This is a genomic window from Paenibacillus sp. 2KB_22 (genome assembly GCF_052115745.1).
GTDB lineage: Bacteria > Bacillota > Bacilli > Paenibacillales > Paenibacillaceae > Paenibacillus.
This window is the reverse complement of record NZ_JBFRHG010000001.1, coordinates 76,798-103,368: the sequence shown is the minus strand read 5'-3', so window position 1 is coordinate 103,368 and position 26,571 is coordinate 76,798. Positions and strand designations below refer to the sequence as shown.

General features: G+C 44.0%; 26 protein-coding genes. 20 read left to right on the top strand and 6 right to left on the bottom strand.

Annotated features, from left to right (window positions below):
• Positions 1-58 precede the first annotated feature (58 nt).
• Complete coding sequence (locus tag AB4111_RS00425; protein WP_442029491.1) at positions 59-2,725, top strand: endo-1,4-beta-xylanase; 2,667 nt, start codon at positions 59-61, stop codon at positions 2,723-2,725.
• A gap of 234 nt (positions 2,726-2,959) precedes the next feature.
• On the top strand, positions 2,960-3,241 hold the full coding sequence (locus AB4111_RS00420) for a hypothetical protein (protein WP_442029489.1): 282 nt from the start codon (positions 2,960-2,962) through the stop codon (positions 3,239-3,241).
• Here the strand turns inward: AB4111_RS00420 and AB4111_RS00415 are convergent.
• The 5 genes from AB4111_RS00415 to lpdA all read right to left on the bottom strand — a co-directional run bounded on the left by AB4111_RS00415 (position 3,209) and on the right by lpdA (position 7,547).
• Positions 3,209-3,790, bottom strand: coding sequence for a hypothetical protein (locus AB4111_RS00415; RefSeq protein WP_442029487.1), 582 nt, complete (start codon positions 3,788-3,790; stop codon positions 3,209-3,211). The two genes, AB4111_RS00420 and AB4111_RS00415, sit on opposite strands and share 33 nt — an antisense overlap.
• Before the next feature lie 40 nt (positions 3,791-3,830).
• A complete protein-coding gene (locus AB4111_RS00410) occupies positions 3,831-4,394 on the bottom strand; it encodes a GNAT family N-acetyltransferase (protein ID WP_442029485.1) in 564 nt (187 codons plus the stop codon).
• A gap of 127 nt (positions 4,395-4,521) precedes the next feature.
• Positions 4,522-5,670, bottom strand: coding sequence for an ABC transporter permease (locus tag AB4111_RS00405; protein ID WP_442029483.1), 1,149 nt, complete (start codon positions 5,668-5,670; stop codon positions 4,522-4,524).
• Positions 5,654-6,076, bottom strand: a complete 423-nt coding sequence (locus AB4111_RS00400) for a hypothetical protein (RefSeq protein WP_442029481.1) — start codon at positions 6,074-6,076, stop codon at positions 5,654-5,656. The genes AB4111_RS00405 and AB4111_RS00400 overlap by 17 nt, the downstream gene beginning before the upstream one ends.
• A 70-nt stretch (positions 6,077-6,146) precedes the next feature.
• A complete protein-coding gene (lpdA, locus tag AB4111_RS00395; RefSeq protein WP_442029479.1) occupies positions 6,147-7,547 on the bottom strand; it encodes a dihydrolipoyl dehydrogenase in 1,401 nt (466 codons plus the stop codon).
• Positions 7,548-7,744: 197 nt separating this feature from the next.
• On the opposite strand from lpdA, the gene AB4111_RS00390 reads away from it, so the two are divergent.
• The 11 genes from AB4111_RS00390 to AB4111_RS00340 all read left to right on the top strand — a co-directional run bounded on the left by AB4111_RS00390 (position 7,745) and on the right by AB4111_RS00340 (position 16,445).
• Entirely contained in the window at positions 7,745-8,326 is a 582-nt protein-coding gene (locus AB4111_RS00390; protein WP_442029477.1) for a TetR/AcrR family transcriptional regulator, read from the top strand.
• Positions 8,327-8,369: 43 nt separating this feature from the next.
• Positions 8,370-8,792, top strand: a complete 423-nt coding sequence (locus AB4111_RS00385) for a GNAT family N-acetyltransferase (protein ID WP_442029475.1) — start codon at positions 8,370-8,372, stop codon at positions 8,790-8,792.
• Positions 8,793-8,805: 13 nt separating this feature from the next.
• Entirely contained in the window at positions 8,806-9,036 is a 231-nt protein-coding gene (locus AB4111_RS00380; RefSeq protein WP_442029473.1) for a DUF4180 domain-containing protein, read from the top strand.
• Positions 9,037-9,246: 210 nt separating this feature from the next.
• Positions 9,247-10,464, top strand: coding sequence for a DNA polymerase IV (locus AB4111_RS00375; protein ID WP_442031543.1), 1,218 nt, complete (start codon positions 9,247-9,249; stop codon positions 10,462-10,464).
• Positions 10,461-10,829 carry a YolD-like family protein gene (locus AB4111_RS00370; protein WP_339255430.1) on the top strand — a complete coding sequence of 123 codons (369 nt, stop codon included), beginning with the start codon at positions 10,461-10,463 and terminating at the stop codon, positions 10,827-10,829. Before AB4111_RS00375 ends, AB4111_RS00370 begins: the two co-directional genes overlap by 4 nt.
• Positions 10,813-11,181, top strand: a complete 369-nt coding sequence (locus AB4111_RS00365; protein ID WP_253436372.1) for a hypothetical protein — start codon at positions 10,813-10,815, stop codon at positions 11,179-11,181. Before AB4111_RS00370 ends, AB4111_RS00365 begins: the two co-directional genes overlap by 17 nt.
• 444 nt (positions 11,182-11,625) lie before the next feature.
• Positions 11,626-12,513: an RCC1 domain-containing protein gene (locus tag AB4111_RS00360; RefSeq protein ID WP_442029470.1), complete on the top strand. Its 888-nt coding sequence runs from the start codon at positions 11,626-11,628 to the stop codon at positions 12,511-12,513.
• A 498-nt stretch (positions 12,514-13,011) separates the two neighbouring features.
• Positions 13,012-13,806, top strand: coding sequence for an SDR family oxidoreductase (locus AB4111_RS00355; RefSeq protein ID WP_442029468.1), 795 nt, complete (start codon positions 13,012-13,014; stop codon positions 13,804-13,806).
• Positions 13,807-13,996: 190 nt separating this feature from the next.
• Positions 13,997-14,971, top strand: coding sequence for a phosphotransferase enzyme family protein (locus tag AB4111_RS00350; protein WP_442029466.1), 975 nt, complete (start codon positions 13,997-13,999; stop codon positions 14,969-14,971).
• A 282-nt stretch (positions 14,972-15,253) separates the two neighbouring features.
• Positions 15,254-16,105: a CPBP family glutamic-type intramembrane protease gene (locus AB4111_RS00345; RefSeq protein WP_442029464.1), complete on the top strand. Its 852-nt coding sequence runs from the start codon at positions 15,254-15,256 to the stop codon at positions 16,103-16,105.
• Positions 16,106-16,271: 166 nt separating this feature from the next.
• Positions 16,272-16,445: a hypothetical protein gene (locus AB4111_RS00340; RefSeq protein WP_442029463.1), complete on the top strand. Its 174-nt coding sequence runs from the start codon at positions 16,272-16,274 to the stop codon at positions 16,443-16,445.
• Positions 16,446-16,571: 126 nt separating this feature from the next.
• Here AB4111_RS00340 and AB4111_RS00335 read toward each other — a convergent pair whose 3' ends face one another.
• A complete protein-coding gene (locus AB4111_RS00335) occupies positions 16,572-16,829 on the bottom strand; it encodes a GlsB/YeaQ/YmgE family stress response membrane protein (RefSeq protein WP_090897897.1) in 258 nt (85 codons plus the stop codon).
• 198 nt (positions 16,830-17,027) lie between these two features.
• Between AB4111_RS00335 and AB4111_RS00330 the strand changes: the two genes are divergently transcribed.
• From AB4111_RS00330 to AB4111_RS00300, 7 genes are all read left to right on the top strand, one after another.
• Positions 17,028-18,680 (top strand): extracellular solute-binding protein, encoded by a 1,653-nt coding sequence (locus AB4111_RS00330; protein ID WP_442029460.1) that lies wholly within the window; start codon positions 17,028-17,030, stop codon positions 18,678-18,680.
• Between the two features lie 74 nt (positions 18,681-18,754).
• Entirely contained in the window at positions 18,755-20,593 is a 1,839-nt protein-coding gene (locus tag AB4111_RS00325) for a sensor histidine kinase (protein WP_442029458.1), read from the top strand.
• A 3-nt stretch (positions 20,594-20,596) separates the two neighbouring features.
• Positions 20,597-22,138, top strand: coding sequence for a response regulator transcription factor (locus tag AB4111_RS00320; protein WP_442029456.1), 1,542 nt, complete (start codon positions 20,597-20,599; stop codon positions 22,136-22,138).
• Positions 22,139-22,290: 152 nt separating this feature from the next.
• Positions 22,291-24,339 carry a glycoside hydrolase family 16 protein gene (locus tag AB4111_RS00315; RefSeq protein WP_442031542.1) on the top strand — a complete coding sequence of 683 codons (2,049 nt, stop codon included), beginning with the start codon at positions 22,291-22,293 and terminating at the stop codon, positions 24,337-24,339.
• 302 nt (positions 24,340-24,641) lie between these two features.
• Positions 24,642-25,139 (top strand): MarR family transcriptional regulator, encoded by a 498-nt coding sequence (locus AB4111_RS00310; RefSeq protein ID WP_442029454.1) that lies wholly within the window; start codon positions 24,642-24,644, stop codon positions 25,137-25,139.
• Positions 25,140-25,143: 4 nt separating this feature from the next.
• Entirely contained in the window at positions 25,144-25,719 is a 576-nt protein-coding gene (locus tag AB4111_RS00305) for a nitroreductase family protein (protein WP_442029452.1), read from the top strand.
• A 17-nt stretch (positions 25,720-25,736) separates the two neighbouring features.
• Positions 25,737-26,222, top strand: coding sequence for a nitroreductase family protein (locus AB4111_RS00300; RefSeq protein ID WP_442029450.1), 486 nt, complete (start codon positions 25,737-25,739; stop codon positions 26,220-26,222).
• Positions 26,223-26,571: the final 349 nt, after the last annotated feature.

Below are 26,571 nucleotides of genomic sequence, written 5' to 3'. Positions count from 1 at the left end.
TATCTGGATGTTTGTTAAATCATCTAGAAATTGGATAACTGACGAAAAGGAGGATCACATGAAACAATTACGTCAATGGAATATTGGTTTTTTAGTTTTACTTCTCGTTTTAACCACCCTTCCATTTGCAAATGTTTCACACGCAGACAATGGAGTCCCGGGTACCGAAGCAGGACAGTTCAGCACCAATTTTGAAGATGGTACACTTCAGGGATGGACTGCGCGGATTGGTACGGAAAACCTCACAGTAACACAAAAGGAAGCACATGAAGGGAAGTCAAGCATGTTGGTTGCCAACCGTGAACGCTCCTATCATGGACCCATGTTCTCAATGAAAGAGCTGCTTCAGCGTAATCAATTATATGTAATTACAGCATATGTCAAGCTTACACAAGAGCCAGCTACCGATCAAACGTTGCAGTTCACCGCGTATAAAAAAACGAATGCCGAAAGCTGGAATTCGATCGGCAGCGTGGAGATCGCTAAAGCGCAATGGAATACTTGGCATAAGGTCACTGGAACATTCCAGTACAGCGATGACCCTGCTGAGCTGAAACTATTCATTGAAACGCCTTACATCTCTGAGGATAGCGTAGATACGTTATCGTTCTATGTGGATGATGTATCCTTTGTTCCATCCGAGCAACCGAAGATTGAAGAAGATATTTTATCTCTGAAAGATTTGTACAAAGATGATTTTCCCATTGGTGCAGCGGCATATCGCTGGCAGCTGGATGGCGCATATGGACAACTGCTGTCGAAACACTTTAACAGCCTGACTGCAACCTATGAAATGAAACCGAGATACATGTCGCCCTCCGAAGGAGTATATGAATTCGAGGCTGCCGATCAATATGTGAAGTTCGCCGAGGAACATCATATGGGTGTACGCGGTCATGCGCTGCTGTGGCATATTGATGCTGCAGAATGGATGCTGAAAGATGCTCAGGGCAAGCCTGCAAGCCGGGAGTTATTACTTGCCCGGATTAAGGATTACGTTGAAACCGTCATGACCCGATATAAAGGGAAAATTGATGCCTGGGATGTGGTAAATGAGGCGATTGCCGATAGTAATGGTGATGCCAGTGGTTTACGTAAAAGCCCTTTTTATGAACTCATCGGACCGGATTATATAGAAAAAACCTATGAATTCGCTCGTGCAGCCGATCCGGATGCCAAACTATATTATAACGAATACTTCACAGAAGTCCCTGAGAAAAGAGAGCATATGTATCAGTTGGTCAAACGACTGAAAGAAAAGGGACTGATCGATGGTGTGGGCTTGCAGTCCCACTATAATCTGGCTTCCCCGCCCGTAGAAGAAATTGAGAAAACCATCAACCTGTTCGCTGGACTTGGACTGGATATTCAGATCACGGAACTGGATGTGGATAGCGGAATCCCGTTTGGTGAAGAGATGCCCGTTGAAGTTGCTGTACAACAGGCTTATCGCTACAAGGAATTAATGGATCTGTATCAAAAACATAAAGATCAGATCTCTTCCGTAACCCTATGGGGACTTCAGGATGAGAAGTCTTACAACAACCAGGCGATGTTGTTTGATTCAGAACTGAAAGCCAAAAAAGCTTACTGGGGACTTGTAGATGAGGCCAGCTTACCCGTTTTGACACAGAGAGCCATCTCGCTTTCGGGTAAACCCGATAACAAAAAAACGCTTCATGACCCACTATGGAATAAAGCCGTATCTACACCATTGAAGGGAGAATCATCCGGTACAGCCAGCTTCCGTACCTTATGGGACCCAAAAAACCTCTATCTTCTAGTCGATGTACAAGATGCAAAAGTCGATGGGAATGACCGCGTAGACATCTTTGTTGATTTTAATAATGGCAAGACCTCCTCCTACGAAGAAGATGACCGACATATTGTGATTACACGTACGGGCAAATATCAGGGTAAGGACGTGCGTTCATCTCGTGTAAGAGAAACGAAAGGCGGGTATCAGGTAGAATTGTCCATTCCTTGGAGTCGTGTAAAGGTGGATTCCGGCTCCGAAATCGGCTTCGATATCCGTGTGACGGACGGCAGTGCAGGTGGAGAGCAACCGAATCAAGCACTGTATTGGAATGACCGGACACAATCCCAAGAGAAAGATACCAGCAAATACGGAGTGATTCAACTTGACCCTATGCCAAAATCTGTAGAAGCTGTGCAAGCTCATATTCAGATTGACGGAAATAAAGAAGCTGTGTGGAATAAGGCCGTTCCTTTTGAAGTAAAACGGTTGAATGATGATGCAGGCGCTGAGGCTGTGGCTCGTGCGATGTGGTCAGGTGAGTATCTGTATCTGCTGATCGACGTTACAGACCCAAACATCATTACGGATAGTATTAACCCATGGGATCAGGACTCGGTTGAGATTTTCCTGGACGAAAATCACCAGCGAACACCGTATTTTCAATATGATGACGCCCAATTCAGAGTCAGCGCAGACAACGTGGGGACCTTCGCAGGCAGCGCCTCGCCTGGACGGTTAGCAAGTGCAGTGAAGAAAACCAAAAAAGGATATCTGGTCGAAGCCAGAATCAAGTTGCAGTCCCTGACGCCCAAAGCAGGAGATGTGATCGGTTTCGATCTTCAAATTAATGATAACCAGGGCGAGGGCAAGCAAAACGTAGCGAAGTGGAATGATACAACGAATGAAAGTTGGAGAAACACGTCCCAGTATGGCATTCTCTCTTTTGTAGGAAAAGACAAACATTAATTCCTCGTTAGTTATCACTGTAAAGTCAGAACCCTCGTACTTGTGGAGAGAACCATCCATAGGTATGGGGGTTCTTTTCGTGTAAACGACAAGTCATAATTAACAATTTGTTATCGAAGCTATGGTTTTATCATGTTGACTTGGATGGAGCCAATCTATACTTGAACCTACAGAGATCATACAGAATCTTGGCTGATGTCTCTGAAACCAATAGAGAAGAGGGGGAGCACACGAATGAGTAATGCAAAAGCCAACACACCCACCCAAGTCGATGTGATTCGTCCGAGTCCCCGGCGTACCAGACGCAATAAAGGCTCCAGGCGAACGCTGGCACTGGATCTGATGTTATTGCCAGCAGTTATCTTGACGTTCATATTTGCGTACATACCGATGGGCGGATTGGTCATTGCTTTTCAGGATTACAAGCCCTGGCTCGGGTTTGCCAAGTCTTCTTGGATCGGATTGGAGAATTTCCAATTCCTGTTAATCAGACATCATTTTCTGCAATACGTCTAATGAGATCCTGATCTCGATATACATCGGCCCTCGATGTCCCTTGGTGAGATGTGAATAATAACCTGTGCCATCCTTGTTCATATGTAGTATCCATTGATCGAGCGGATCTTTGGACATGGAGAATGATCGGAACGAAAACTGGGGATCAGAAGATACCGTGTCCTTTTGATCCGGATAATATAAAATAATGGTATTGTTCCATGAGGTGGAAGCACTGTTCAAAGCCAGCTTCTCAATGAGCTCCAGCTTGGCCTTGTATTTAGCAAAATCATTTCCGTAATGAAGAACATATGTATAACCTCTGACGGATTGATCCTCTGATAATGTTAGCGTATTCATTAATACCTGTTCAAATTGATTCGATAGCTGGGATGACATGAATCGCACTTCGCTCAATTTATTCTTTTCCAACTCTCGTTGAATATCTTCCACATTTAATCGATAGATCCACCAGAAGATCAGTACGATCAGCATAAACATCAAAACTAGACCGAGTGCCAGCTTTCGAAAAATAGAGCCGTTCTCTGTGGCATACTTTTCCTTCAACATATCATTTCCTCCTGTAGAAAAAGAACGATCATCTCTAGCTTTATTGTTGTTTGTTCAACCACTCCGATTGCAGCATTGCATATTGAAACTCATCTATCCAGAAGCCTTTGGACATGTAATTTTCGAGCAGGTGTCCTTCACGTCTCATGCCCAATCGCTCTAGCACTTGAATCGATTTTGTGTTACTTACATTGGCAAAAGCAATCATCTTATGTTTATTTAGAGCGCCAAATACATAGTCCATCAGGGCACAAAGTGCCTCATTCATGTATCCTTTGCCTTGAAACTCAGGTGCAAGAGTGAATCCGAGCTCGACAATCTGAGGTTCATCTGCACGTGTATGAATGGCACAATCGCCGATTAGTTGATCCGACTCCGTTAGGGCAATTGCGTATTGGAACCAGGTCCCTGGCTGGTTAGGGGAATGTACTATTTGTTTGCTGATAAATGTTTCAGCTTCTTGGAGCGTATAGTTTTCCCAGGATTGAAAACGGGAAACATCTGGATTAGCCCGGTATTGATAGAACGAATGTACATCCTGCAAATCGAACTTTCGAATAACAAGACGCTCGGAAAAGCAATATACTTCGTTTGATTTCTTCATATCATAAACCTCACTTTTTCTGTGTAATGTTCGCTTGCAGGTGAAGGTGGCATCATTTCTCTGGTTATGATTCTAGCATAAATCGCCGCAGCCTATCATTCTCACAGGCTTACGGCGATTGTCCATTCTAAACTGCTTTTGCTTCAAGTGTTGACGTTGGCACCTGTGATTCTCTTCGCAGGAATAATCCTATACCTAATGAAGCCAAACCAATAATCAGTATACAAGCTCCTAGCTCTACGCTATAAAAAGTCAACTCACCGTGTCTAAAGGCCATTCCACGAATCATACGATTCAGCCAATTCATAGGCATAGCCCATGCCGTAACTTGAAAAAATGTTGGAAATGCAAGCGGCGTCAGTTGAATACCTGTTAATAGGAATGATGGATATAGGATCAAGCTCATCCTGGCACCAACCCTAGACACATTTCGAACAGAATAACCAAGCAACATCGCGAGCAAACATAATGCCATCGAATACAGCAATAAAGGAACGATAAAGATATACGGTGCCGCTTCGAATCGCATATTTCCCACTTGTTTTAACATCCCATAACTGAGCAGGGAAGAGCAGGTGCTTAATATTACATAAGGCAAGGCCCGAATCCATAGCAGGAAGGGAGAAGTCCCAGCAGACAAAAGCTTACCCTCTTGCCGAAGGCGGGGAGCGATCGCGCCAGCCGCACCCGTCGTGAGCATCAGTATGATGATATTTACAAATCCAATCACCATGGTACCGATATAACTTGAATTCGGATTATATAACATGCGCTGCACTTGAGATAGCGGGGACACCAGAGCTTTTGCTGATTCGATGTCCATGCCGGTTTGAGTAAGACGTGATACAGCAAGCGTCATATTTTCGGTTGTTATTATTTCTTGAATTGCAGGACGGATACCACTGAGGCTAGAAGGCATCGTATTGTCCATCCATATCCCGATACTTGAGGGCAGTCCCTTGTCTTTACGTTGCTCTAATCCGTCCGGCAAGAAAATGACTGCCACTGCCTTCTCGTTCGCCAGCAGCGTATCCGGAGAGAGGCGATTGGGAAACACATTCGTGACTTTCATATATTGAGAAGCATTGATTTCTTCAATGAGTTGCCTTGAATAGGAAGAGTGATCCTCATCCACAACCACAACCGGTGTTTCGCTCAACTGATTTTGGGAGAACATAAGTCCAAAAAATACAGCGGCAATTAGAGGGGCAGCAAAAATAATAATGATCCACTTACTCCCGCGTATGTGCTTCCATTCATCAGCCAGTGATTTCATCAAGCTGCACCTCCGCAGTCATTCCCGGAAGCAAATCTGTACTTGTTGGAATAGAGATCCGGATCAGAAACATACTTAGATCTGCTTGGCCTTTTTCCCGCGTCATACGCAGATTGGCGAATTGAGGAGAGGGGGCGATCGACGTAACCACACCTTCCTTTACAAGAAGATTCTCCAGATATGGAAAACGAACGTTTACCTTTTGATCTGCCTGAATCTGGTTAATCTGCGATTCCGGAATATACAGATCAACATAAAATCCTTCAGTGTTAGGTTCAGTATTCAATATTCCCTGCTTTTTACTTTCAGCCTGACTCACGGCGTCTGTACCTTTCGCGATCAACAAACCGCCTGCCAAAATAATGATCAAAGTTATGACGATATACAAACTCCATTTAGACTTCAAGATGATCTCTCCCTATCTTATTACTCTCTTTATGATATGAGTTGGTTGATATACAATTTTCCAAGCGTAATCAAACAACATCCGGTTTCCTTTGTTCCATTCTCTGATGGGCCTGTTCTGCGGCCTCCATGATGATTTCGCCTAGCGTTGGATGCGGATGAATGGTCATGGTTATATCTTCTACTGTTGCTCCCATTTCAATCGCAAGGGAAAGCTCAGATATAAGAGTAGATGCTTCAACCCCGACAATCTGTGCACCCAATACAAGGCCAGACTCAGCGTGAGCAACAATTTTGACATATCCTTCGGTTTCCTTCAGAGCCAGTGCACGGCCGTTAATAGAGAATACAGATTTGCCAACGACAACAGGAATTGATTTTTGCTTACACGCCGTTTCGCTAAGACCAACGCTCGCAATCTCCGGGTGAGAAAACACAACGAGCGGAATAGCTTTGTAGTCGATGACAGAGGGTTTGCCCGCGATAGCTTCTGCTGCAATTTTTGCTTCATAGGAAGCTTTATGAGCCAAAGCAGGGCCTTGAACAATATCTCCAATGGCATAGATATGCGGGATGGATGTTCTGCACTGTTGGTCAATCTCGATCAAGCCTTGTGGAGTAGGGGACAGACCTATATGTTCAAGACCCAAGGTTCCATCTGTGTTCGGTTTCCTGCCCACCGTAATTAATGCATATTCAGCTTGAACAACATAGTGTTCATTCTGACGCATATAGTGGAGATCGATGTGACTCGTATATTGGTCTGCCCCTGTAACCTTAGCTTCGGTTAAGATGGTTATCCCGTCCTTTTTCAGTTGACGAACGACAGGTGCAACAAGCTCTGCTTCGAATCCGGGCAAAATCTGTTCACCCCCCTCCAGCATCGTAACTTCAGTTCCAAATCTCGCAAACATCTGACCCAGTTCCACGCCAATATAACCGCCGCCAACCACAACGAGACGCTCCGGAATGTCGGGCAGCGATAGCGCCTCAGTGGAAGAGAGAATCCGTCCGCCGTAAGGAAGAGAGCTTATTTCAATCGGACGGGAACCAGTTGCCAGGATGAGATGCTTGAAGCCTATTCTACGCACATTCTGTTCAGTGTGATATATTTCAGCGGTATGTGCATCAATCAAGCTTGCTTCTCCTTCGATAACAGTCACACCCTCCGTTTTAAGTAAAAACCGAACCCCTCCAGACTGCTTATCCACCACAGCTTGCTTGAACACCTGAGCCTCCTGAAAAGAAGAAGCACCGTCAACAGCTCCCCATTGTCTGCGTAAATGAAGACGCTCCGCTTCAGCAATGAGCGCTTTGGAAGGAATACAGCCTACATGCGTACAGACACCTCCGATCTGTTGGCGCTCTACAATGGCTGTTTTCATGCCTAGTTGTGACGAACGTAAAGCAGCCACATAACCGCCAGGTCCTGATCCAATGACCAGAGTATCTACGACTTCTAATGAATTCATGATTGGTACCTCCAAATTTAAAATATGATGATCGTAATATATTATAGTCATCATATTTTAAAGGAGTCAATACTCCATTTGTAGTCGCTCTCCCGTTGCTGAAGATGCTGATAGTATGAATTGACATTAAATAATATGATAACTATAATATTTTAAAAAACATTAAATACAGACCTTTACAAAGGGGAGGAAGCAGGATGCCTTATCCGAAAGGGCACAAACTCAAAGTTCGGAACCATATTATTACCAGCGCGGCCAAAGCATTCCGAACCCACGGCGTGCGGAATATTAGTCTTCCACATATTATGAAAGGTGCTGGACTGACACATGGGGGATTTTACTCCCATTTTGAAAATAAAGATCAGCTTGTGATGGAGACCTGTCATTTCGCCATTAGTGACACCATTGAAATGCTGCAGAGAATTGCAGACAAAAACAAAAACGAAGATCAGACGTCGATTGAAGCCGTCATTGATTTTTATTTAAGCTCCCTGCATCGAGATCAGACGGAAGTCGGTTGTATCTTACCAGCTTTATCGGGAGAGATTTCCCAACTATCGGAGGATATTCGACAAGCTTACACGCAGGAGTTGCAACGTTTTATCGCGTTTATTACAACTATGGCTGGGATGAATACCGCTGAAGGTTATGCGTTAGTAAGCAGTATGGTAGGTACCGTTGCACTGGCACGGGCAGTTAGTGATGCGAAGTTCAGTGATGACTTGTTACAGGCAGGTCGTGTGCAGGCCAAACAAATGGTAAAGGTCGGCTCCAGGTAACAACGACATTGATGAAACAGAGGAATGGGGGATTGATCATCGGATGATCATTAGAGAAGCCCGTATTGCAGACTATCCACAATTGAGACATATTTATTTGGATTCCCGGCGGGAGAGCTTTCACTGGGCCAATGCCGATGAGATGAGCCTAGAAGATTTTGACCGGGATACATCGGAAGAACAGATTCTTTTGGCAGAGGAAAACGATCAAGTACTTGGATTTGCGTCACTATATGTACCCGACCGCTTTATTCATAATTTGTTTGTGCACCCGAGTGCTGCCGGCAAAGGGGTGGGAAAGCAGTTACTCCAGCAATCCGTGGCCGAACTGGGAACGCCTGTCACATTAAAATGTGTCTCTGATAATCATAAAGCACTCACATTTTATAAAAAGCAAGGCTGGAGGGCTATCGTAGAAGAAGGTGAACCTGGATCAAGATATTGGGTTCTTCAATATAAGGAATGAGGGAAAAGAAGACATGAATATTAGAAAAATAAACGAAAATGGAGTATCTATTGCTTACGTTACGAGTGATGAAAAATTAATTACCGATGTTCAATCCGCTATCGATCTTATGGCTACGGTTCGATATGAGGCCGATTGTCGCCGTATTATAGTTAACAAATCTGCTGGGTTTGTACAGATCGGACGCTCCGAATTCGATGGTTCTGGTAATCCGTTCCCGCTATTGCATCTGGAAATTTCATAAAGGATAAGAATGTTCCCGTTGAAGTCGCTAATTTAGCGACTTTTTTTTGCGGGCGTAACCTAGTATGATCTGAATCCTTCACTTGGTCCTATGCCAAATATAAATATTTACCTCTTGCATAAAGAACACGTGTTCGGTTTATAATATATACAAACATACGTTCTTAAATGTACAGGAGTGATTTCAGTGTGGACTAAGCAGCGAACCATCATGCTCATTGATATGCAGAGTTTTTATGCTTCAGTCGAAAAGGCAAAAATGCCCCAATACAAAAATAGACCTCTCGCCGTTGCAGGCGATCCAGCAAGACGTTCTGGCATTATTCTTGCCGCTTGTCCATTAGCCAAAGCTAAGGGGGTATCTACCGCAGAACCACTCTGGCAGTCTCTTCAGAAGTGCCCTGAACTGATCATTGTAAAACCTCACATGCAAGAATACATCGAAGTATCCACCCAAATCATGTCCATTATTGAGGAATTCACCGATCTGGTTGAGCCATACAGTATAGACGAATTATTCGCTGATTTTACAGGGTCTATGCATCTATTTGGTAATGATCCAATCGATTTAGCCAAACAAATTCAAGACAAAATCTATAATGAAACAGGGGTTTACGCCAGAGCGGGCATTGGTGAAAACAAAATTATCAGTAAATTGTGCTGCGATATGATTGCTAAAAAAGCGGAGGGTGGCATTTTTCACTTAAAGAAAGAAGAGTTGCATCTTCACATTGGAGATAAGCCTATCCGCGATATGTGGGGAATTGGATCAAGAATGGAAAAACATCTGTGGAAGATGGGTATCCGAACCATTAAAGACCTAGCGAATACGCCTCTTTCTAAATTAAGAAGCAAGTGGGGTGTTAATGGAGAAGTCATCTGGAGAGTCGCCAATGGACTCGACAATTCGCCGGTAACCGTCAACACACACAGTACACAAAAGGATATCGGAAACGGAATGACCCTGCCTAGAGATTTCACCGAAGCATGGGAGATCGAAGTGGTTATTCTCGATATCTGTACAGAAGTGTGCAGAAGAGCCCGTAAAAAGGGGTTGATGGGTAGTGTCATATCTGTGAGTGTATCGGGAGCAGATTTTGATCACCCAACGGGTTTTCACAGGCAGGTTAAACTGTCTGATCCTTCAAACATAACCGTTGATGTGTGCAAGATAGCCAAACGCATATTCCATCAACATTGGGATGGGCAACCTGTGCGCCGTGTAGGCGTATCCCTGTCTCAATTATCCAACGCGGATACATATCAACTATCTTTCTTTGATGATCAAGAGCAGAAACGAGCCATTGATCAGGTGATGGACAACATTAAGGATCGATATGGCGACATTGCCATTCTTCGAGCGAGCTCCATTACGGCTGCGGGTCAAGCGATTGATAGAGCATCTAAAATTGGGGGGCATTACAAATGAGCAAAAAACTGGAGGCCAATGGATTATGGGAATCGAGCCGCATGATGCTTCCACAACATAAAGAACGAATTATACAGCATCGTACTCAAATTCATGTTCAAGCGAAACCACTGATTCATGAAGATGAGTGGGAAATTATTGCTCAGCATATAGATATGTCCCTCAACTATACGTTGCAAGCCACCTTTGAAGTATTTCATGAGTCAGGCAATCGGTATATACACGGGATCGTCACTTCAGTCAGTGCCTTTGGAAAAAAAATAAAAATTGAAATGGATAATGGATTTGAATGGGTCGATTTTGATCAATTGGTCACTGTAAAGTTTGAAGAAGGAGGAGGTGTGTACGGTGAGACAAACTTCTGAGGAACTTGCACTTGTGAAGAGGCTGGTAGAGATGCCGTATCTTTTAGGTGCTCTGGAGGTAGATAAACATAAAATATACGCTTCAAACTTTAAGATGAAATCGGTGTATATTGATTACCTGGACGGTACACAAAAGAAAATTGCTTTAGAGATGTACAAATCAAAACAAAGTTTAAAGGAACATCATATAAAAATCATTGAAGAGGAGAGATCCGAGCTGAGTTTAACAGTAAATTATTCGGTAAGAGGTTACCTTCACAAAATGACATTATTGTGGAGCAAAGTGAAAGTGGATGTGACCTTAATGCTCACTGAACATATGAGCGTTGATATTACTGATATGCCAAGATAAACATAGAGTTAGAGCAGAATACGGTATATAACGGCATAGGGTGGATATAATACAGCTATAACCATTGTTTTCTTCTCCCGATTTGGGTAAACCGACCTTTGAAATTGAAGGGTCGGTATTTTTTGTCTCAAATTTTGAGATTGGCATAATAAACCATATAAAATGAGAGAAATCACGAAGTAGATATATGCGGATAGACACATTTATCCATATTATTGCGACTGAAACAAGGATGAATCTTTCAGACGGGTGGTATCAACATACCTGGATTAGCACGGCGTGGTTCCGTTAGCTTGACAGCCAGGATTATTACAATACAACGTTGAATAAGAGTAATATATTGGTGTCCTCCTGAGATTGTTTTCTGTGAAAGATATGAACGCTAAACGTTATGACTTACCGTTGAACAACGGAGGATTTTAATTTGTGGAGGGGAGGAAAGATATGGACTACAATTCACGGAAGGAAGCGGTGTTTGAGACGAAACGGTTTCGTAACTGTACCATAGCGGCAGGTCGTCGTCATACTGTTGCTCTTAAATCTGACGGAACAGTAATAGCCGTGGGTGATAATAAATACGGTCAATGTGAGGTAAGCGATTGGTCCCATATCGTCGCAGTTGGTGCTGGTAATGTCCATATGGCTACAAACACTGGTAATGCTCATACCGTTGGTCTTAAATCTGATGGTACTGTAATAGCTACAGGTTGGAATAAGCATGATCAATGCAATGTAAGCGAATGGCGCGATATAGTAACCGTTTCGGCAGGTTGGTGCCGGACTGTTGGGGTTAAATCAGATGGCACCGTGGTTGCGGTGGGGCGAAATAATGAAGGGGAATGCAACGTAAGCAGCTGGCATGATATTGTATCGGTCACGACGGGTGACTGGCATACAATCGGTCTAAAAATAGACGGAACGGTAACAGCAGTTGGTAACAATAAATATAACCAATGTAGCGTAAACGACTGGGGCGACATGTTGGCTGTTTCGGCCGGATATCTTCATACTGTTGGGCTTAGATCGGATGGCACAGTAGTGGCTACGGGGAGAAATAATGAAGGTGAATGCGACGTAAGCGGTTGGCGCGATATTGTCGCAGTTGCAGCGGGGAGTTATCATACCGTTGGTCTTAAGTCTGACGGTACGATGGTTGCTGTGGGTTCCAATAAATATCACCAATGCGATGTAAGAGGCTGGCACGACATTAGAGCTGTTTCGGCGGGCTGTGCCCATACAATCGGACTGAAATCTGATGGTACGTTAGTTACTGTGGGTGATAATGATTATGGACAATGTGATGTAAGCGGATGGAGTCACATCCAACAATAATCAAATATTATCATGACAGAACTTATGCAACGAGCTAAGAGCACAATTGACTTTCTGAAGGCAAGAACTTAATTCCATTGTTGAAAAGAATGGGAAAATGGTATCGATATCGATTAGAATATTTGATCTGTTCCATTAAGCTAACGGGCAGGTTAGTTCAATAAGAATTGCGATATTTGGCACCTACCATGTATTTATCTTGACAGTAATTGGGTCTAACTCGTAATATTTGAACTGGAGATGTAGGAAAGGGGACTCGCTGGACAATGTGGACTTCCTTGTAATGATGATCTAAACTGGATCGCTCGACTTGGTGTTTTGGTTATTACCACACGCCTCGTTTGTGATGCCGATCTGCAATCATTCAAGGGACGCGAGGAACCGTTTGATCAAACCCGGGCGCGGATACTTGATGTATCCGTTTTTGTTATACCTAGGATAATTCCATCTCCAATGAAAAATGGATTTCTCCCTCCCTTATTAAACGGAGGAAATAAAATGACCAAACTACATGGAAAAACCGCTATCGTGACAGGCACAAGCCGCCCTGGAGGGATCGGAACTGCCGTCTGCCGCACGTTGGCACACGAAGGCGCTAATGTGTTCTATACCCATCTGTACGATTACGATAAGACAGAAAATCCGGGAGATGCCGACAAGAACTGGCCGGATCTCTTCGCTGAAGAACTTCGCTCTTATGGCATTAAGGCAGCGCATATGGAGGTCGATCTTACCGATCCCAGTTCTCCAGCGCGAGTGCTTGATGCGTGCCGGTCGGCTGTCGGGCTGCCGACCATTCTCGTCAACAACGCTACGTACAGCGTATCAGCTGATTTCCGTCAATTGACTGCATCACTGATCGATGCGCACTGTGCCATGAACATTCGAGGTACGTTCATGCTATCGGCCGAATTTGCACGTATGCTGGAGGTTGAACTGGCCGGCCATCAGGCCCTTAACGGCGGCCTGATCATCAACCTTACGTCCGGTCAGGGTAAGGGGCCGATGCCTGGCAATCTCGCTTATGCCGCAACGAAAGGCGCCGTCTCCACCTTTACCGAATGTCTATCTGCTGAACTAGCTCCTTTTCACATTACTGTGAATGCGGTTGATCCCGGTCCTACCGATACGGGTTGGATGTCAGAAGAAGTGAAAAAAGCCTTGCTACCGGGATTTCCGATGGGGAGGATCGGTCTTCCTGAAGATGTATCCCGTTTGATTGCTTTTCTGGCAAGCGACGATTCCCAATGGATCACCGGACAAATTATCCATTCTCGAGGTGGGTTTAATTAGGAAGGCAGTTCATTAACGCACGGGAAACAATAGTTTCATAAAACCAAATAAAGCCGCCGATCAACAGGATCAGCGGCTTTATTCGATTACTGAGCAGTAAAGTTTAGTTATAATCAACTTTTATCACCAGAAAATAAAGTCTGCTTGGTAGAATTGTGAAGTAAAAATCACATTAACTGGAGTGGATACTATGTTTTCTGAGGAAGATTATGCGAAGGTAGCGAAAGAAGCTTTACATCAATACCCAATCATTTGGAAAAAACTTGTGTATCTCGGAATGAGTGATAATGTTACATTTCAAGTTCAGACCAACGATGATAATCAAAAGTATCTTATCAAAATCCATATCTCAACGATTTCCATTCACTCAAAAGGGAATGTCGCATCAGAGCTTATTTGGCTTGAAGCTTTGGTTAAAGATACAAATCTCGTCGTACCTGCCCCTGTCAGAAATGTTCAAGGTGATCTGGTAACTGAAATATCAACTGATCTTAGCGAAAATACATTCATGGTGACTATTCATCATTGGATTCATGGAAGTGTGCTTAAAAGAGAGCCAACAAGTAATGAAACTGAAAATTTGGCTCTCTTAATGGCGGCTCTACATAAACATTCTATGCAGTGGATTCCACCTGAAGGCTTTAATAGACCAATATACAATTCTGATCATTTATATTCATCACTTAATCAATTAAAACAGTTAATAAATTTAGAGCTTATCTCAAGTGAAGTGTTTGTTTATGTGGAAGAGTCAGCCCATAAAATAGCAAATGTGATACAAAGTCATAAACGTTTGCCAAGTAATTGGGGAATTATTCATTCTGATCTTCATGAGAGTAACTATGTTTTTTATGAGGATATTCCTCGACCTATAGATTTTTCAAATTGTGGCTATGGCTTTTATTTATTTGATATGGCTGAAACATTTATGCACCTTTCATCTGAGAATAGGAAAGTATTTATTTCATCGTATAGCAAAGTAAATCAACTACAAGAGAATTATTTCGAATTATTAGAAGCATTTTTTATTTGGTCAATAATTAGGACTTTTGCATTCCACTCTCTAAATTCAAATGAACAATCATCCTTAGCGGAAAATTTCCCATCAGTTATTCAGAACTATTTTAGGAAATATCTTAAAGGAGAAAATTTTTTATTATACTGACATCAAGCCCATCACAAACAGCGGAATGACTTAACTGAGCTATTTACTTGCTTTTTAGGGAGAGCGAAAGGGGATATTAACCTACGTTGTCGTGCACTCCCATTTGCCGAATAGATACATATACGTTTAGTTCAGATCTTTTTATCAGTGACCATATATCCGTCCCCAGTCTTATTCTAACTAGCCTAAAGTCTCGATTGGGTGCTAGGCTCAGGTTTGTTTCGCGAATTCTCCCACACTGTTATACTCCTAATCGGAATACATAATAAGGAGTGGAATGAATTGAGTACATCTATGATAAAAGACAGAAAAAAGAACTCCGAAGACGGAAGCACGATTCAATCATCAAGGAAAGGATTATTCGTTTTTTTCGCTATGCTGATTCCATTAACGGTTATCAGCTATGTTCTGGCGTTAAATGTATCACCCGTGTTTGGTCTGCTGCTCATGTGGGCACCTGGCCTATCCTCCATATTTGCTCGTATAGTACTGCATGAAGGTTTCTCGGATATTTCACTGCGAATCGGAGGAAAGCGAACCTTAAAGACCATCCCATTTGTGTTGTTATTACCGGTTGTCATTGGTTTATGTGCTTACGGATTCGCCTGGGTTACGGGGTTGGTGGACTATGTGAAGTCAGGCGATGTCTTCATTGTCAGCCTTGTCCTATCGATTATCTACCAAATGTTCGTAGGCACGGCCATCGGTGTAATCAGCAGTGCGGGAGAAGAGTTGGGATGGAGGGGATACATGCTCACCAGACTCATCAAAGCGAGAGTGCCTAAACCCATTCTAACAAGCGGTTTAATCTGGGGAACATGGCATATTCCTGCCATTCTGCTAGGGAACTATTATTCGGGACCGTCACTCGCCTTGTCCATTGTACTGTTCCTTATTACCATCAGTTCTTTTAACTTCATAATTAGTCACCTTCGATTGAGTACAGGCAGCATTTGGCCCGCAATTCTGCTTCACGCTTCTTGGAATGCCATTATTCAAGATTCATTTGACGATTTAACAAAAGGAGAAAATGCCTTCCTATGGACGGGTGAGTCGGGTATATTGGTAGCTTGTGTGATGCTGATTGCCGTCTGGATCTTTTCCAGAAAATCCGACTATATGCAGCGCATATGATTCTCTTCAGGAACGGAAAACCTTTCTCACGACTAATTTACTCAGACCGATCCGGATGATTTCTTCATTAATCGAACAATTGAAATCCAAAGAAGAGGCCGTAATCATGAACACGACTTCTGCGCTTAAATTCTATACGCTAGCAAACGTGAGGGGAGCATAATTAATGTTTGATGACATAGATTTCTCACCAGGAATTATTGCTTACAATGGAACGGAATTCTTGGATCAAGAAGATATTTTTCAAGTTAGATACAATGAAGGAAGGAATATTATTATTGATGTTGGCTGGTATAAGAAGGAGTTTGCTGTGGTTATAATTAAAGATTATGATATGTAAGAAGCTTGGCCCGAATCGTTAATCATTCTAAGATTATCGGTTCGGGCCTTTTTGATGAAAGTCGCTGATGTCGTAGCATCTCTGATCAGGATTATCCACTTTACAACAGGTTTACTTCTCCGCCTGTTAACGTCTTCGGAACGCTCCACCGCGTGCCAGCGCATAGAAAATCAAGAGAGCAATGACTGACCCGACGATCGCGGGTATGATATGAAATCCACCCACTACCGGCCCCCTCGGACCCAACAGTTCATATCCTAACCATGATCCAATAAAACCAGCAATGATATTTCCGAGTACGCCTCCCGGCACGTCCCGTCCAATCAGATTTCCACTTAACCAGCCAATCAGCCCACCGACAATAAGTATCCAGATTAGATACACGAATTGGCCTCCCTTCGATTGATTCATTACAAGTTATGTTTCGTTAGGGGGAATGTTGCGGATGATCTGAGAATCGACCACGAAACCATTTCCATTTTAATCCAAGGGTAGTAAAATCGGTTGTACCACTACTCTTATGAATGCTGGTGCAGATGGGATTAAGGATGGCCAGTATAGAAAGGAGGCACTTAGGTGTTCATGTTTCGAAGTCCTGTTATTGTAGCCGTGTTGATGATGTGTCTGATGTCAGGTTTGGCTGCTTGTTCTGAGTCAGAGCAAGCGAAAGATGGGCATGCTTCGACACAGGCTAACTTCACGGAGCAGATACAAAGCCTTAATCTGAATATGGAAGGACCCTCATGGAAGCTGGATACCACCCCCGTGAATCTAACGTGGTTCGTTGGAGCCAAATGGTACGGGCACACTTGGGGTGAGAGCCTGACTTCCAAATATGTCACCCAAAAAACAGGGGTTAATATCGAATTTGAAGTACCTACCGGTGAACCAAGCGAGATGTTATCACAGATGTTGACGACCGGTAGTCTGCCGGATTTGATAACCATCGGCTCCTGGGAGAGTGCGGTTAACAAACTGAGGGAGAGTAATCTCATCTATGCCCTGGATGAGCTCGCCAACCAGTATGATCCTTACTTTTACAAGGTAGCAGGTGATGGTGCTCTACAGTGGTATCGGCAGGAAGACGGGCATACCTATGTCATTCCTAATGATGCATACAGTCCCGAACAGATGCGTTCAACCGGCTTGACGGGAGCGAACCAAACCTTTCTCGTACGTAAAGATCTGTATGAATCGATGGGCAAACCGGACCTTAGCACACCGAAAGGTTTTCTAGATGCACTGCACTTGCTGAAGAATCAATATTCGGTTTATAAAGGTCAGCTCATCAGTCCATTTTGGGCACAGGGGAATGCATCCTATGGGATGACCGAATATTTGCAAAATCTGCTTGCAATCCCCCATGAGCAGAACGGTAAAGTATACGACCGAATGACAGATCCCGATTATATCGAGTGGCTGAAAACATTTCGTACCGCTTACGAGCAGGGCCTGATTAATGTTGATTTTCTGGTCGACTCCAGTGCACAGGTGCAGGATAAAACCAACCATGCCCAATATTTTATGATGATTCGGGAATGGACAGACATATCGGACCTCAATTCGAAATTGGAAGTCCTTACGAATCAGAATTCATACTATATTGCTGTAGATGGACCCCGGAGCAGCAGGGGAGAATCCGCCAAACTGTTCCCCGGCAGCATGGATGGCTGGATGGTTACGATGATTAGCAGGTCCACGAAAAACCCTGAACGTGCCATCCGTTTTTTGACCTATCTGGCCAGCGAAGAAGGCCAAAGGGATTTATTTTTGGGCAAAGAAGGTGAAACCTGGACGATGGAGAACGGCAAACCCCGGTTGACGGCGGCAATGGTCCAGTTGCATGACACGGATCGGGAGCGGCTGGAAAAGGAATATGGCATTATGGATACCTACTGGATGCTGCGAAACCCTGCTTTCGTTAACCCGTGGAGACCAGAGCATACTCCATCCATTAAGCAAATGGAGGCGTTCGCTAACCAACACGCCGATCTGGACAGCGGCATCTATAAGGGACTCGATCCTGTAGGGGATTCCGATATAGCGTTAGCCTGGTCACGGATTTCTCAGAATTGGGAAGAGGTGCTACCAGAACTGATTACAGCGAAGGATGAAGCTGCCTTTGACAAAATTTTCGAAAACTTTCTAATACGTCGTGTGAACTACGGCTTTAACCAGGTGATGGAATATCGCCAGGCTGAACTGGAACTGCGAAAAGCCAAGATAGCCAGATAACCATTCCCTAATACATGGTTACCTATCAGCTAACTAGTAATATATGGTATAACAAAGGTGGTGAATACATCAGAATGAAATACCTGCTGAAGAGATTGAAGAAGCTTTATCGCAATGCCCGTATATCCCAAAAGCTCTTTCTGGCATTTAGCCTGATGATTGCCATACCTGTTATTTTGATATCCTTTGTGTATATCCGTATGCAAGAAAACCAGTTATATAAGGACGCTATGGCAACGGGCAACAGTCACGTTTCATGGCTGAATGAACAATTGCGCAGAAGAATGGACATGATTGAGAACGCTTCCAACACAGCCCTCACTCAAAAGTCATTTGTGGATTTTATTCATTCCAATATGATTGTGGATGGACTGCGTCTGGTAAAGTTCAAGCAAAACCAGTATGAGCAAATGCTCAATATCATTCAAAGCAATGCGATGATCAGTGAGCTTAGCTTTTACGTCGATAACCCAAACTTGTATGAAATCTGGCCTGAAATCTATCATTACAAGAAATTTTCGCCGCAGGATTATTGGGTAAAGCTTCGGGACGAAGGTGGTGCGGCTTACCGCTTATTTTCTTTTAGGGATGGTGAGCACACATTATCCTACTATCGTCTGGTTCGCCTTCAAGGGCAGGAACAAAAACGCCCTAGCATTATGGAAGTGCGCGTTCCCCACACCATGTTTTTCAGCGACCTGCTACAGGAGAACAAGGGGGACTTCTTTTCGGTGTTGATGAACGCAAGCGATTCTCCCCAGTATGTTTACAATCCCCAGCATGAGTTTTCTGAGAAGTACGGGCTGGGGCTGGAGGAGATCCTTGGCAGTATTCATCGCCAGCTGGATATATCGCCGCAGGAAAGCCCACTTCAGGTCAGGGTGGGAGATCAGAGTTACTATGTATTGTATCGATACATCGCCCCGTTGAATACTTATGTGGTCGATATTGCTTCACATCAGGCATTGATGAAGGGACCGCGCAGTTGGTATGCATTTGTGGTAACGATTACATTATGTGTATTGCTGCTGATTATGCTACTCGTATCCCAAACAACGCGGCGTATTTTCCGGCGATTGGACAGCGTACTAGTTTCAATGCGTCAGGTACGAAAAGGCGAGCTGGATGCAATAATTGATACAGGCCTTGATGAGAACGAAAGAGGAGATGAAATCGATGAGGTGGCAGTGAATTACAATAAAATGTTACATGAGGTCAAACGTCTAATGACACAGGTCGTGGATAAGCAGTTAATTGCCAAAAACGCACAGTTACACTCCCTGCATTCGCAGATTAACTCCCATTTTTTATATAACGCCCTGGAATCGATCCGGATGGTGGCAGAGGTACAGAGGCAGCCTGCTATAGCCAATTCATTGGTGTCGTTGGGCTCGCAGTTGCGCTACAGCATGCAGTGGCGTAGCGATACCGTTGCTTTTCGTGAGGAGCTTGCCAATATCCAAAGTTATATTGAATTTATCAACTTCATGGAAGGCGGCAATATCGTTATGACGGCAGATCTTCCGCAGGAGATACTTCGCTACGCCATTCCCAAGATGTGTATGCAACCCATCGTTGAAAATGTAGTTCATCACGGGACACCTTCAGGCGGTAGCGTATCTATAGAAATTACCTTTTCTGTGGAGAATGACAGTCTGCTATTCATTAACATAAGAGATGACGGAGAGGGGTTAGAGCCTGAGATGTTACACCGTCTTCAGGCAGTACTGCGAAGCGAATCGGATACGCCGATGGCTACTAGCAGGAGTGGACTTGGTTTGGAAAACGTGAATAAGCGGTTGCAACTTCATTATGGCAAGAATTGCGGTCTTTGGATTGATAGTGTGCAAGGTGCATATACCTGTGTAACGATACGCTTGCCTTGGGAAAATGTAAATCTTGGAGGGTGGTAGAGCATGATTAATATCCTGATTGTGGACGATCAAAAACACATTCGTGACGGCCTGCAGGCCATGCTGCATCAATTTCCTCTGGAACTGAACAACATATATTGTGCCGCGAGCGGGATGGAGGCGCTGTGCCTATTGCGGCAGCATTGCATTCACATCGTTATTACCGATATTAGGATGCCGGATATGGATGGGTTGGCACTCATGGCTCAAAGCAAAGAGGAATACATGGATGTGGAATACCTCATTATCAGCGGTTATAGTGATTTTACATATGCCCAAAAAGCGATCGGGCTTGGGGCAAAGGGCTACTTGCTAAAACCTTTGAAGCGAGAGGATCTGCAAAATTCCCTGGAGCATGTATGGCAAGAGATTCAGACACGGCAGGCACTTACGCATAATATGCAGCATGTATCCCGTCTCGCCCAAGAGACCGAGAGTAAAGAATTAAGAATGTTTATGCAAGGTGCGTTAAGTGATGACGCATGGATTCTTCAGATTGAGGAACAAAATGATGCGTTATGGCGTAATTATCGCCTGGCCCTGCTGAGGGAAGAAGTTGGCATTAACCAGCCCGGAGCCAGCAGCACCCATAGTATGGAATCCATTGCTTATCGTGTGTTTGGCAGACAAGGTTGTATTTGCCTGCAACATCGCCCATACCTGATCCTTGCGGTGGATGCGTCCATAGATCCAAGTGTTTATCCTACAGCGCTAAAGGAAGGAAATATCAATGCCATAACGGCCATGACTAATCCGATTCAGGGATTAAAAGAACTACCAGACAGCTATAACCAAGTACTTGAGCTCTATCGCCACAGTTACTTGTTTCCTGATCAGTGCAGTATCTTCCCAGCACATATTGAGCACATGGAGCAGCAGTGGCAACTTCCCTATGAAGACTTGTATGGACTCTTCCAATCAGTTGGAACAGATAACAGTGGAATAATTACTCAGGGTATTTCTGCACTATTTCACAAAAAGGTGCTGCAACGCTATCCTATTCGCTATACCCAACAGCTCTGCGCCGCCACCGTTCAGATGATGGAGGAATACGAACGGGTTATCCGCCCTTATATGGGGGAAGAAGTGCTGGACCTTGAATCATTGCGTAATCTCTTTGATTATCAAGGGATGCGTGATTATATACAAGCACTGCAACAGCAGCTGCTTCGGCTGAATCAGTTCTATTATGACTATAAATGCAGCTATCGCCATTCGCAGGATCTAAATGAAGCCATTCGTTATATTCATGAGAATTACCACAAACCGCTGGACCTCGCGATGGTATCCAATCATGTATCGCTTAATTACGCTTATTTCTCAAATCTGTTTAAGAAGAATATGGGGAAAGGTTTTGCTGAGTACCTACGAGATGTGCGTCTGGATAAAGCACGGCGTCTTCTCGCCGAAACCGATTATAAAATTGTTGAAGTGGCTGCTATGGTAGGCTATGAAAGCTACAAAAGCTTTACACGCGCATTCCGACTTGTGATGCAGATCCAACCCACAGAGTACCGACAGATGACGCGTCAGAGGGCAGATTGAATCAAAAGCCAAAAAAATGGGATACCACAAAAACAATTGTACCTTTTCAGCAATTTAACCTATTCGATAGAATAAAGATATCCCTCATGTAAGCGATTACCTTAATACACATGGATTGGGAGAATCTATTATTCTATTAAAGGAGGGCAATGATGAAACCATCTCATTTTACGGAGAAACGATTTATGAAAAAGGTACTCGGTATGTTCCTTGTGGTTGTGATGCTGGCTGGTATTAGCATACTGCCAGCGTCAAAGGTTCAGGCAGCGGGAACTACCGTAACCTCAATGGAGTACTTTTCACCAGCAGACGGGCCTGTTATTTCAAAATCAGGTGTTGGCAAGGCCAGCTACGGATTTGTTATGCCTAAGTTCAATGGAGGCTCCGCGACATGGAATGATGTTTACAGTGATGTAGGCGTTAATGTAAAAGTGGGAAACAACTGGATTGATATCGACCAGGCAGGCGGTTATATCTATAACCAAAACTGGGGGCACTGGAGCGATGGCGGCTTCAATGGCTATTGGTTCACCCTCTCCGCAACAACCGAGATTCAACTGTACTCCAAAGCAAATGGTGTGAAGCTGGAGTATCAACTGGTATTCCAAAATATCAACAAAACAACCATCACAACGATGAATGCAACACAAGGTCCACAGATCACAGCAAGCTTCACAGGCGGTGCAGGCTTTACATATCCAACGTTCAACAACAATCCTGCGGTCACTTATGAAGCCGTTGCGGATGATTTGAAGGTGTATGTCAAACCTGTAAACAGCAGCACCTGGATTGATATTGACAATAACGCAGCCAGCGGTTGGATCTACGATCAAAATTTTGGCCAATTCACGGATGGCGGTGGTGGGTACTGGTTTAACGTAACGGAGTCGATCAATGTCAAATTGGAATCAAAGACTTCTTCGGCTAACCTTGTTTATACCATTACGTTTAATGAACCTACACGAAATTCATATGTCATTACGCCATACGAAGGAACAACCTTCACAGCAGATGCTAATGGTTCCATCGGGGTCCCGCTACCGAAAATTGATGGAGGGGCACCAATCGCCAAGGAACTGGGTAATTTTGTATACCAAATTAACATCAATGGACAATGGGTTGATTTGAGTAACTCCAGCCAGAGCAAATTTGCATACTCCGGCAATGGGTACAACAATATGTCCGATAAGAATCAGTGGGGATACTGGGCCGATTACGTCTATGGCCTGTGGTTCCAGCCGATCCAAGAGAATATGCAGATTCGTATCGGCTATCCACTGAACGGTCAGGCGGGCGGAAGTATTGGCAACAACTTCGTCAACTATACCTTTATCGGCAATCCCAATGCTCCGCGTCCGGATGTATCTGACCAAGAGGATATCTCCATCGGAACGCCAACCAACCCGGCAATCGCGGGCATGAACCTCATCTGGCAGGATGAGTTTAACGGAACTACGCTGGATACAAGCAAATGGAACTATGAAACAGGATATTATCTCAACAACGATCCCGCTACATGGGGATGGGGTAATGCAGAGCTGCAGCACTACACGAACAGCACCCAAAATGTATATGTACAGGACGGGAAGCTGAATATCAAAGCTATGAACGACAGCAAATCTTTCCCACAAGATCCGAATCGGTATGCACAGTATTCTTCAGGAAAGATCAACACCAAGGATAAACTGTCTTTGAAGTACGGCAGAGTCGATTTTCGTGCCAAGCTTCCTACAGGTGACGGTGTATGGCCAGCACTGTGGATGCTTCCACAAGACTCCGTATACGGCACTTGGGCTGCATCAGGTGAAATTGATGTTATGGAAGCGAGAGGCCGTCTGCCCGGATCCGTAAGTGGTACCATACACTTTGGTGGACAATGGCCTGGCAACCAATATTCGGGCGGCGATTATCACTTCCCGGAAGGGCAAACGTTTGCCAATGATTATCATGTATACTCGGTAGTCTGGGAAGAGGACAATATCAAATGGTATGTAGACGGCAAGTTTTACTATAAAGTCACTAACGAGCAGTGGTATTCCGCAGCTGCACCGAATAATCCGAATGCACCTTTCGATGAGCCGTTCTACCTCATTATGAACCTGGCAATCGGCGGAAACTTTGACGGTGGCCGCACTCCGAACGCATCTGATATCCCGGCGACGATGCAAGTGGATTATGTACGCGTGTATAAAGAACAGTAATAAAATAGATGTTTCCATAATTAAAAAGCCGTTGATCTGATTCAGATGATCAACGGTTTTTTATTGTTCATTTGTCTGCAAGAGCTTGAGCATATGGATTTAGTATGGTCAGCATGACGACAGAGTACAGTTCTCTGTCCTGGATTGTAGAGTGATGTACTAATGTCAGAGTATACAGTTGATAATCAGTATCATTCATGATATATTGTTAACCAGTAAACAAAATATAAGTATTTTTAAAAAAAACACTTTATTATTAAAACAATATTTTTGTTTACAAGTAAATAAGGAGCGATCATAAGATGACTTCAAAAGATCGAACAAAACAGTTGCTTCATGACCAATTTATCCGTCTTTTACATGTATATGAGAACCACAAGGATACAGAAATTGAGAATTTCCTAAGTATCGCCCAGCGAGAAAGCATCGAGAAAATCCCTCAGCATTTGACCGCCGTTCATATGATCGATTGCATAGGCAAGCATGAGCCTATTAACAACACAGGTATTGCCGAAGCGATGAATTTATCCAAAGCTAGTATCACCAAAATTGGCAACAAACTGCTGGAGGAAGGATTCGTCAAACGCACAAAAATGAATGACAACAAGAAGGAGAGTTATTTCCGGTTGTCACCGCAAGGCAAAAAGATCTTTGAACTGCATGAACGTCTGCATGTACATGAGGCTGAACGCTTCTATCGTACGCTCGACAAATATTCGGAAACAGAGCTAAAAGTAATCCATCAATTTCTTCAAGACAGTAGCATCAATATTGAATCCAGATCGAACGAAGGAGAGTGAACATGTGAGTCTGGCGGAATTGATCAGGGCGCGCAGAAGCATTCGTAAATGTAACTCTACACCGGTGAACCAGGAGTTAGTTGTTGAATTGCTACGTAAGGCTAATCGGCTCCAACCATTTGGTGAGGCTGGATCGTGGCGTGTGGTATATGCCGGAACTCCAGAAGCACGCAAACGGTTGGTGGACTGCATGCTCGAACAGATGTCGCAGAGCAAGATTGGCAAACTGATTCCCGGGAAACTTCTGGATGTTTTCAAAAAGAGATTTACCGATATTCCTGCCCACGTCATTGTTATGTCGACTGTAGGACCGGATCGTCTCACCAATGACCGCAATTATGCTGCTGCCTGCGGGATGATGCAGTGCTTCCAACTGATGGGTTGGGAACATGGGTTAGGAATGTTATGGGATACAGAGTCCATGATCCAGCATGAAGGGTTTTTCAAAGGAATTGGCCTGCGTGAGGATGAAAGATTTGTTGGCATTCTTCATATAGGATATTTCGACAAAGCACCAAGAAGTCGGAAAAGAACACCAGCCGAGCAAAAGTGGACCGTATTACGAGGGCAGTCTACCTAGAAGAGGAGGATGTAAAAATGAAATTGTCAGATCTGGAAGGAGACATGGGCGGTCCGAGTGAATTTTTGGATCAACCGGTATCGCAGGAGCTAATCCTTGAGTTGCTCAATCACGCCGTATGGGCGCCAAATGATGGACTCCGAGAGCCGTGGCGATTTATCTTTGTTGATAACCCGTATGGGGACATCATGCAGGGATTGCAAGAGCAGGCCCCTGCGTATCTTCTGGTCTTGGTGAATGCAGAGGCGGATCAACATAAGCGGGAAGAGGACTTTGCAGCTGTCTGCTGCCTAATTCAAAATTTCCGCTTGTTGGCATATGAGCAGAGTCTGGGTGTGCGCTGTACATTGCATGACTGGATGTACGACTCGAGCCGTACTGAAGTGTTTGGTGTACTGAATAACGAGCGTATTGCTGCGGTTCTAGAATTGGGATACGGTGCAAATCAGTCGAAAGGGACTACTGATTTACCTGAGACTCAACTTCATTTTGAACTTCTCTAGGGTGGAGAGGGTACGTTCCCAACAAAGAATGTTTTACGATCAGGTTCATGAGACGAGTAACTCAAACCACAATATCTTGATCATATAGAAATATGAGCGCAACCACGCGTCAGAGTTTCGAGAAACCCAGGTCATTCAAGCACTTGGGTTTCTTCAAATAGCGACTCGCGTACAGGAACACGAAGAGATTATCGAATTGGTGCATCAATATATTAGAAAGTACATATTTTCATTGAAGTCGCTTTTTTAGCGGCTTTTTTATTTTATCGGACCACGTTTTTGACCGTGTCGATCTTTTTTGAAAGCTTGACAAGTTCAAAATATTCTTATATAACTATTTTAGTTATAA

Bases quoted from the DNA above. Each gene is read 5' to 3' on its own strand.
- AB4111_RS00420 (WP_442029489.1), top strand. From the start codon at position 2,960: ATGAGTAATGCAAAAGCCAACACACCCACCCAAGTCGATGTGATTCGT.
- AB4111_RS00425 (WP_442029491.1), top strand. From the start codon at position 59: ATGAAACAATTACGTCAATGGAATATTGGTTTTTTAGTTTTACTTCTC.
- AB4111_RS00410 (WP_442029485.1), bottom strand. From the start codon at position 4,394: ATGAAGAAATCAAACGAAGTATATTGCTTTTCCGAGCGTCTTGTTATT.
- AB4111_RS00375 (WP_442031543.1), top strand. From the start codon at position 9,247: ATGCTCATTGATATGCAGAGTTTTTATGCTTCAGTCGAAAAGGCAAAA.
- AB4111_RS00405 (WP_442029483.1), bottom strand. From the start codon at position 5,670: ATGAAATCACTGGCTGATGAATGGAAGCACATACGCGGGAGTAAGTGG.
- AB4111_RS00315 (WP_442031542.1), top strand. From the start codon at position 22,291: ATGAAACCATCTCATTTTACGGAGAAACGATTTATGAAAAAGGTACTC.
- AB4111_RS00330 (WP_442029460.1), top strand. From the start codon at position 17,028: ATGTTTCGAAGTCCTGTTATTGTAGCCGTGTTGATGATGTGTCTGATG.
- AB4111_RS00310 (WP_442029454.1), top strand. From the start codon at position 24,642: ATGACTTCAAAAGATCGAACAAAACAGTTGCTTCATGACCAATTTATC.
- AB4111_RS00360 (WP_442029470.1), top strand. From the start codon at position 11,626: ATGGACTACAATTCACGGAAGGAAGCGGTGTTTGAGACGAAACGGTTT.
- AB4111_RS00320 (WP_442029456.1), top strand. From the start codon at position 20,597: ATGATTAATATCCTGATTGTGGACGATCAAAAACACATTCGTGACGGC.
- AB4111_RS00340 (WP_442029463.1), top strand. From the start codon at position 16,272: ATGTTTGATGACATAGATTTCTCACCAGGAATTATTGCTTACAATGGA.
- AB4111_RS00355 (WP_442029468.1), top strand. From the start codon at position 13,012: ATGACCAAACTACATGGAAAAACCGCTATCGTGACAGGCACAAGCCGC.
- AB4111_RS00325 (WP_442029458.1), top strand. From the start codon at position 18,755: ATGAAATACCTGCTGAAGAGATTGAAGAAGCTTTATCGCAATGCCCGT.
- AB4111_RS00415 (WP_442029487.1), bottom strand. From the start codon at position 3,790: ATGTTGAAGGAAAAGTATGCCACAGAGAACGGCTCTATTTTTCGAAAG.
- AB4111_RS00385 (WP_442029475.1), top strand. From the start codon at position 8,370: ATGATCATTAGAGAAGCCCGTATTGCAGACTATCCACAATTGAGACAT.
- lpdA (WP_442029479.1), bottom strand. From the start codon at position 7,547: ATGAATTCATTAGAAGTCGTAGATACTCTGGTCATTGGATCAGGACCT.
- AB4111_RS00370 (WP_339255430.1), top strand. From the start codon at position 10,461: ATGAGCAAAAAACTGGAGGCCAATGGATTATGGGAATCGAGCCGCATG.
- AB4111_RS00300 (WP_442029450.1), top strand. From the start codon at position 25,737: ATGAAATTGTCAGATCTGGAAGGAGACATGGGCGGTCCGAGTGAATTT.
- AB4111_RS00390 (WP_442029477.1), top strand. From the start codon at position 7,745: ATGCCTTATCCGAAAGGGCACAAACTCAAAGTTCGGAACCATATTATT.
- AB4111_RS00350 (WP_442029466.1), top strand. From the start codon at position 13,997: ATGTTTTCTGAGGAAGATTATGCGAAGGTAGCGAAAGAAGCTTTACAT.
- AB4111_RS00380 (WP_442029473.1), top strand. From the start codon at position 8,806: ATGAATATTAGAAAAATAAACGAAAATGGAGTATCTATTGCTTACGTT.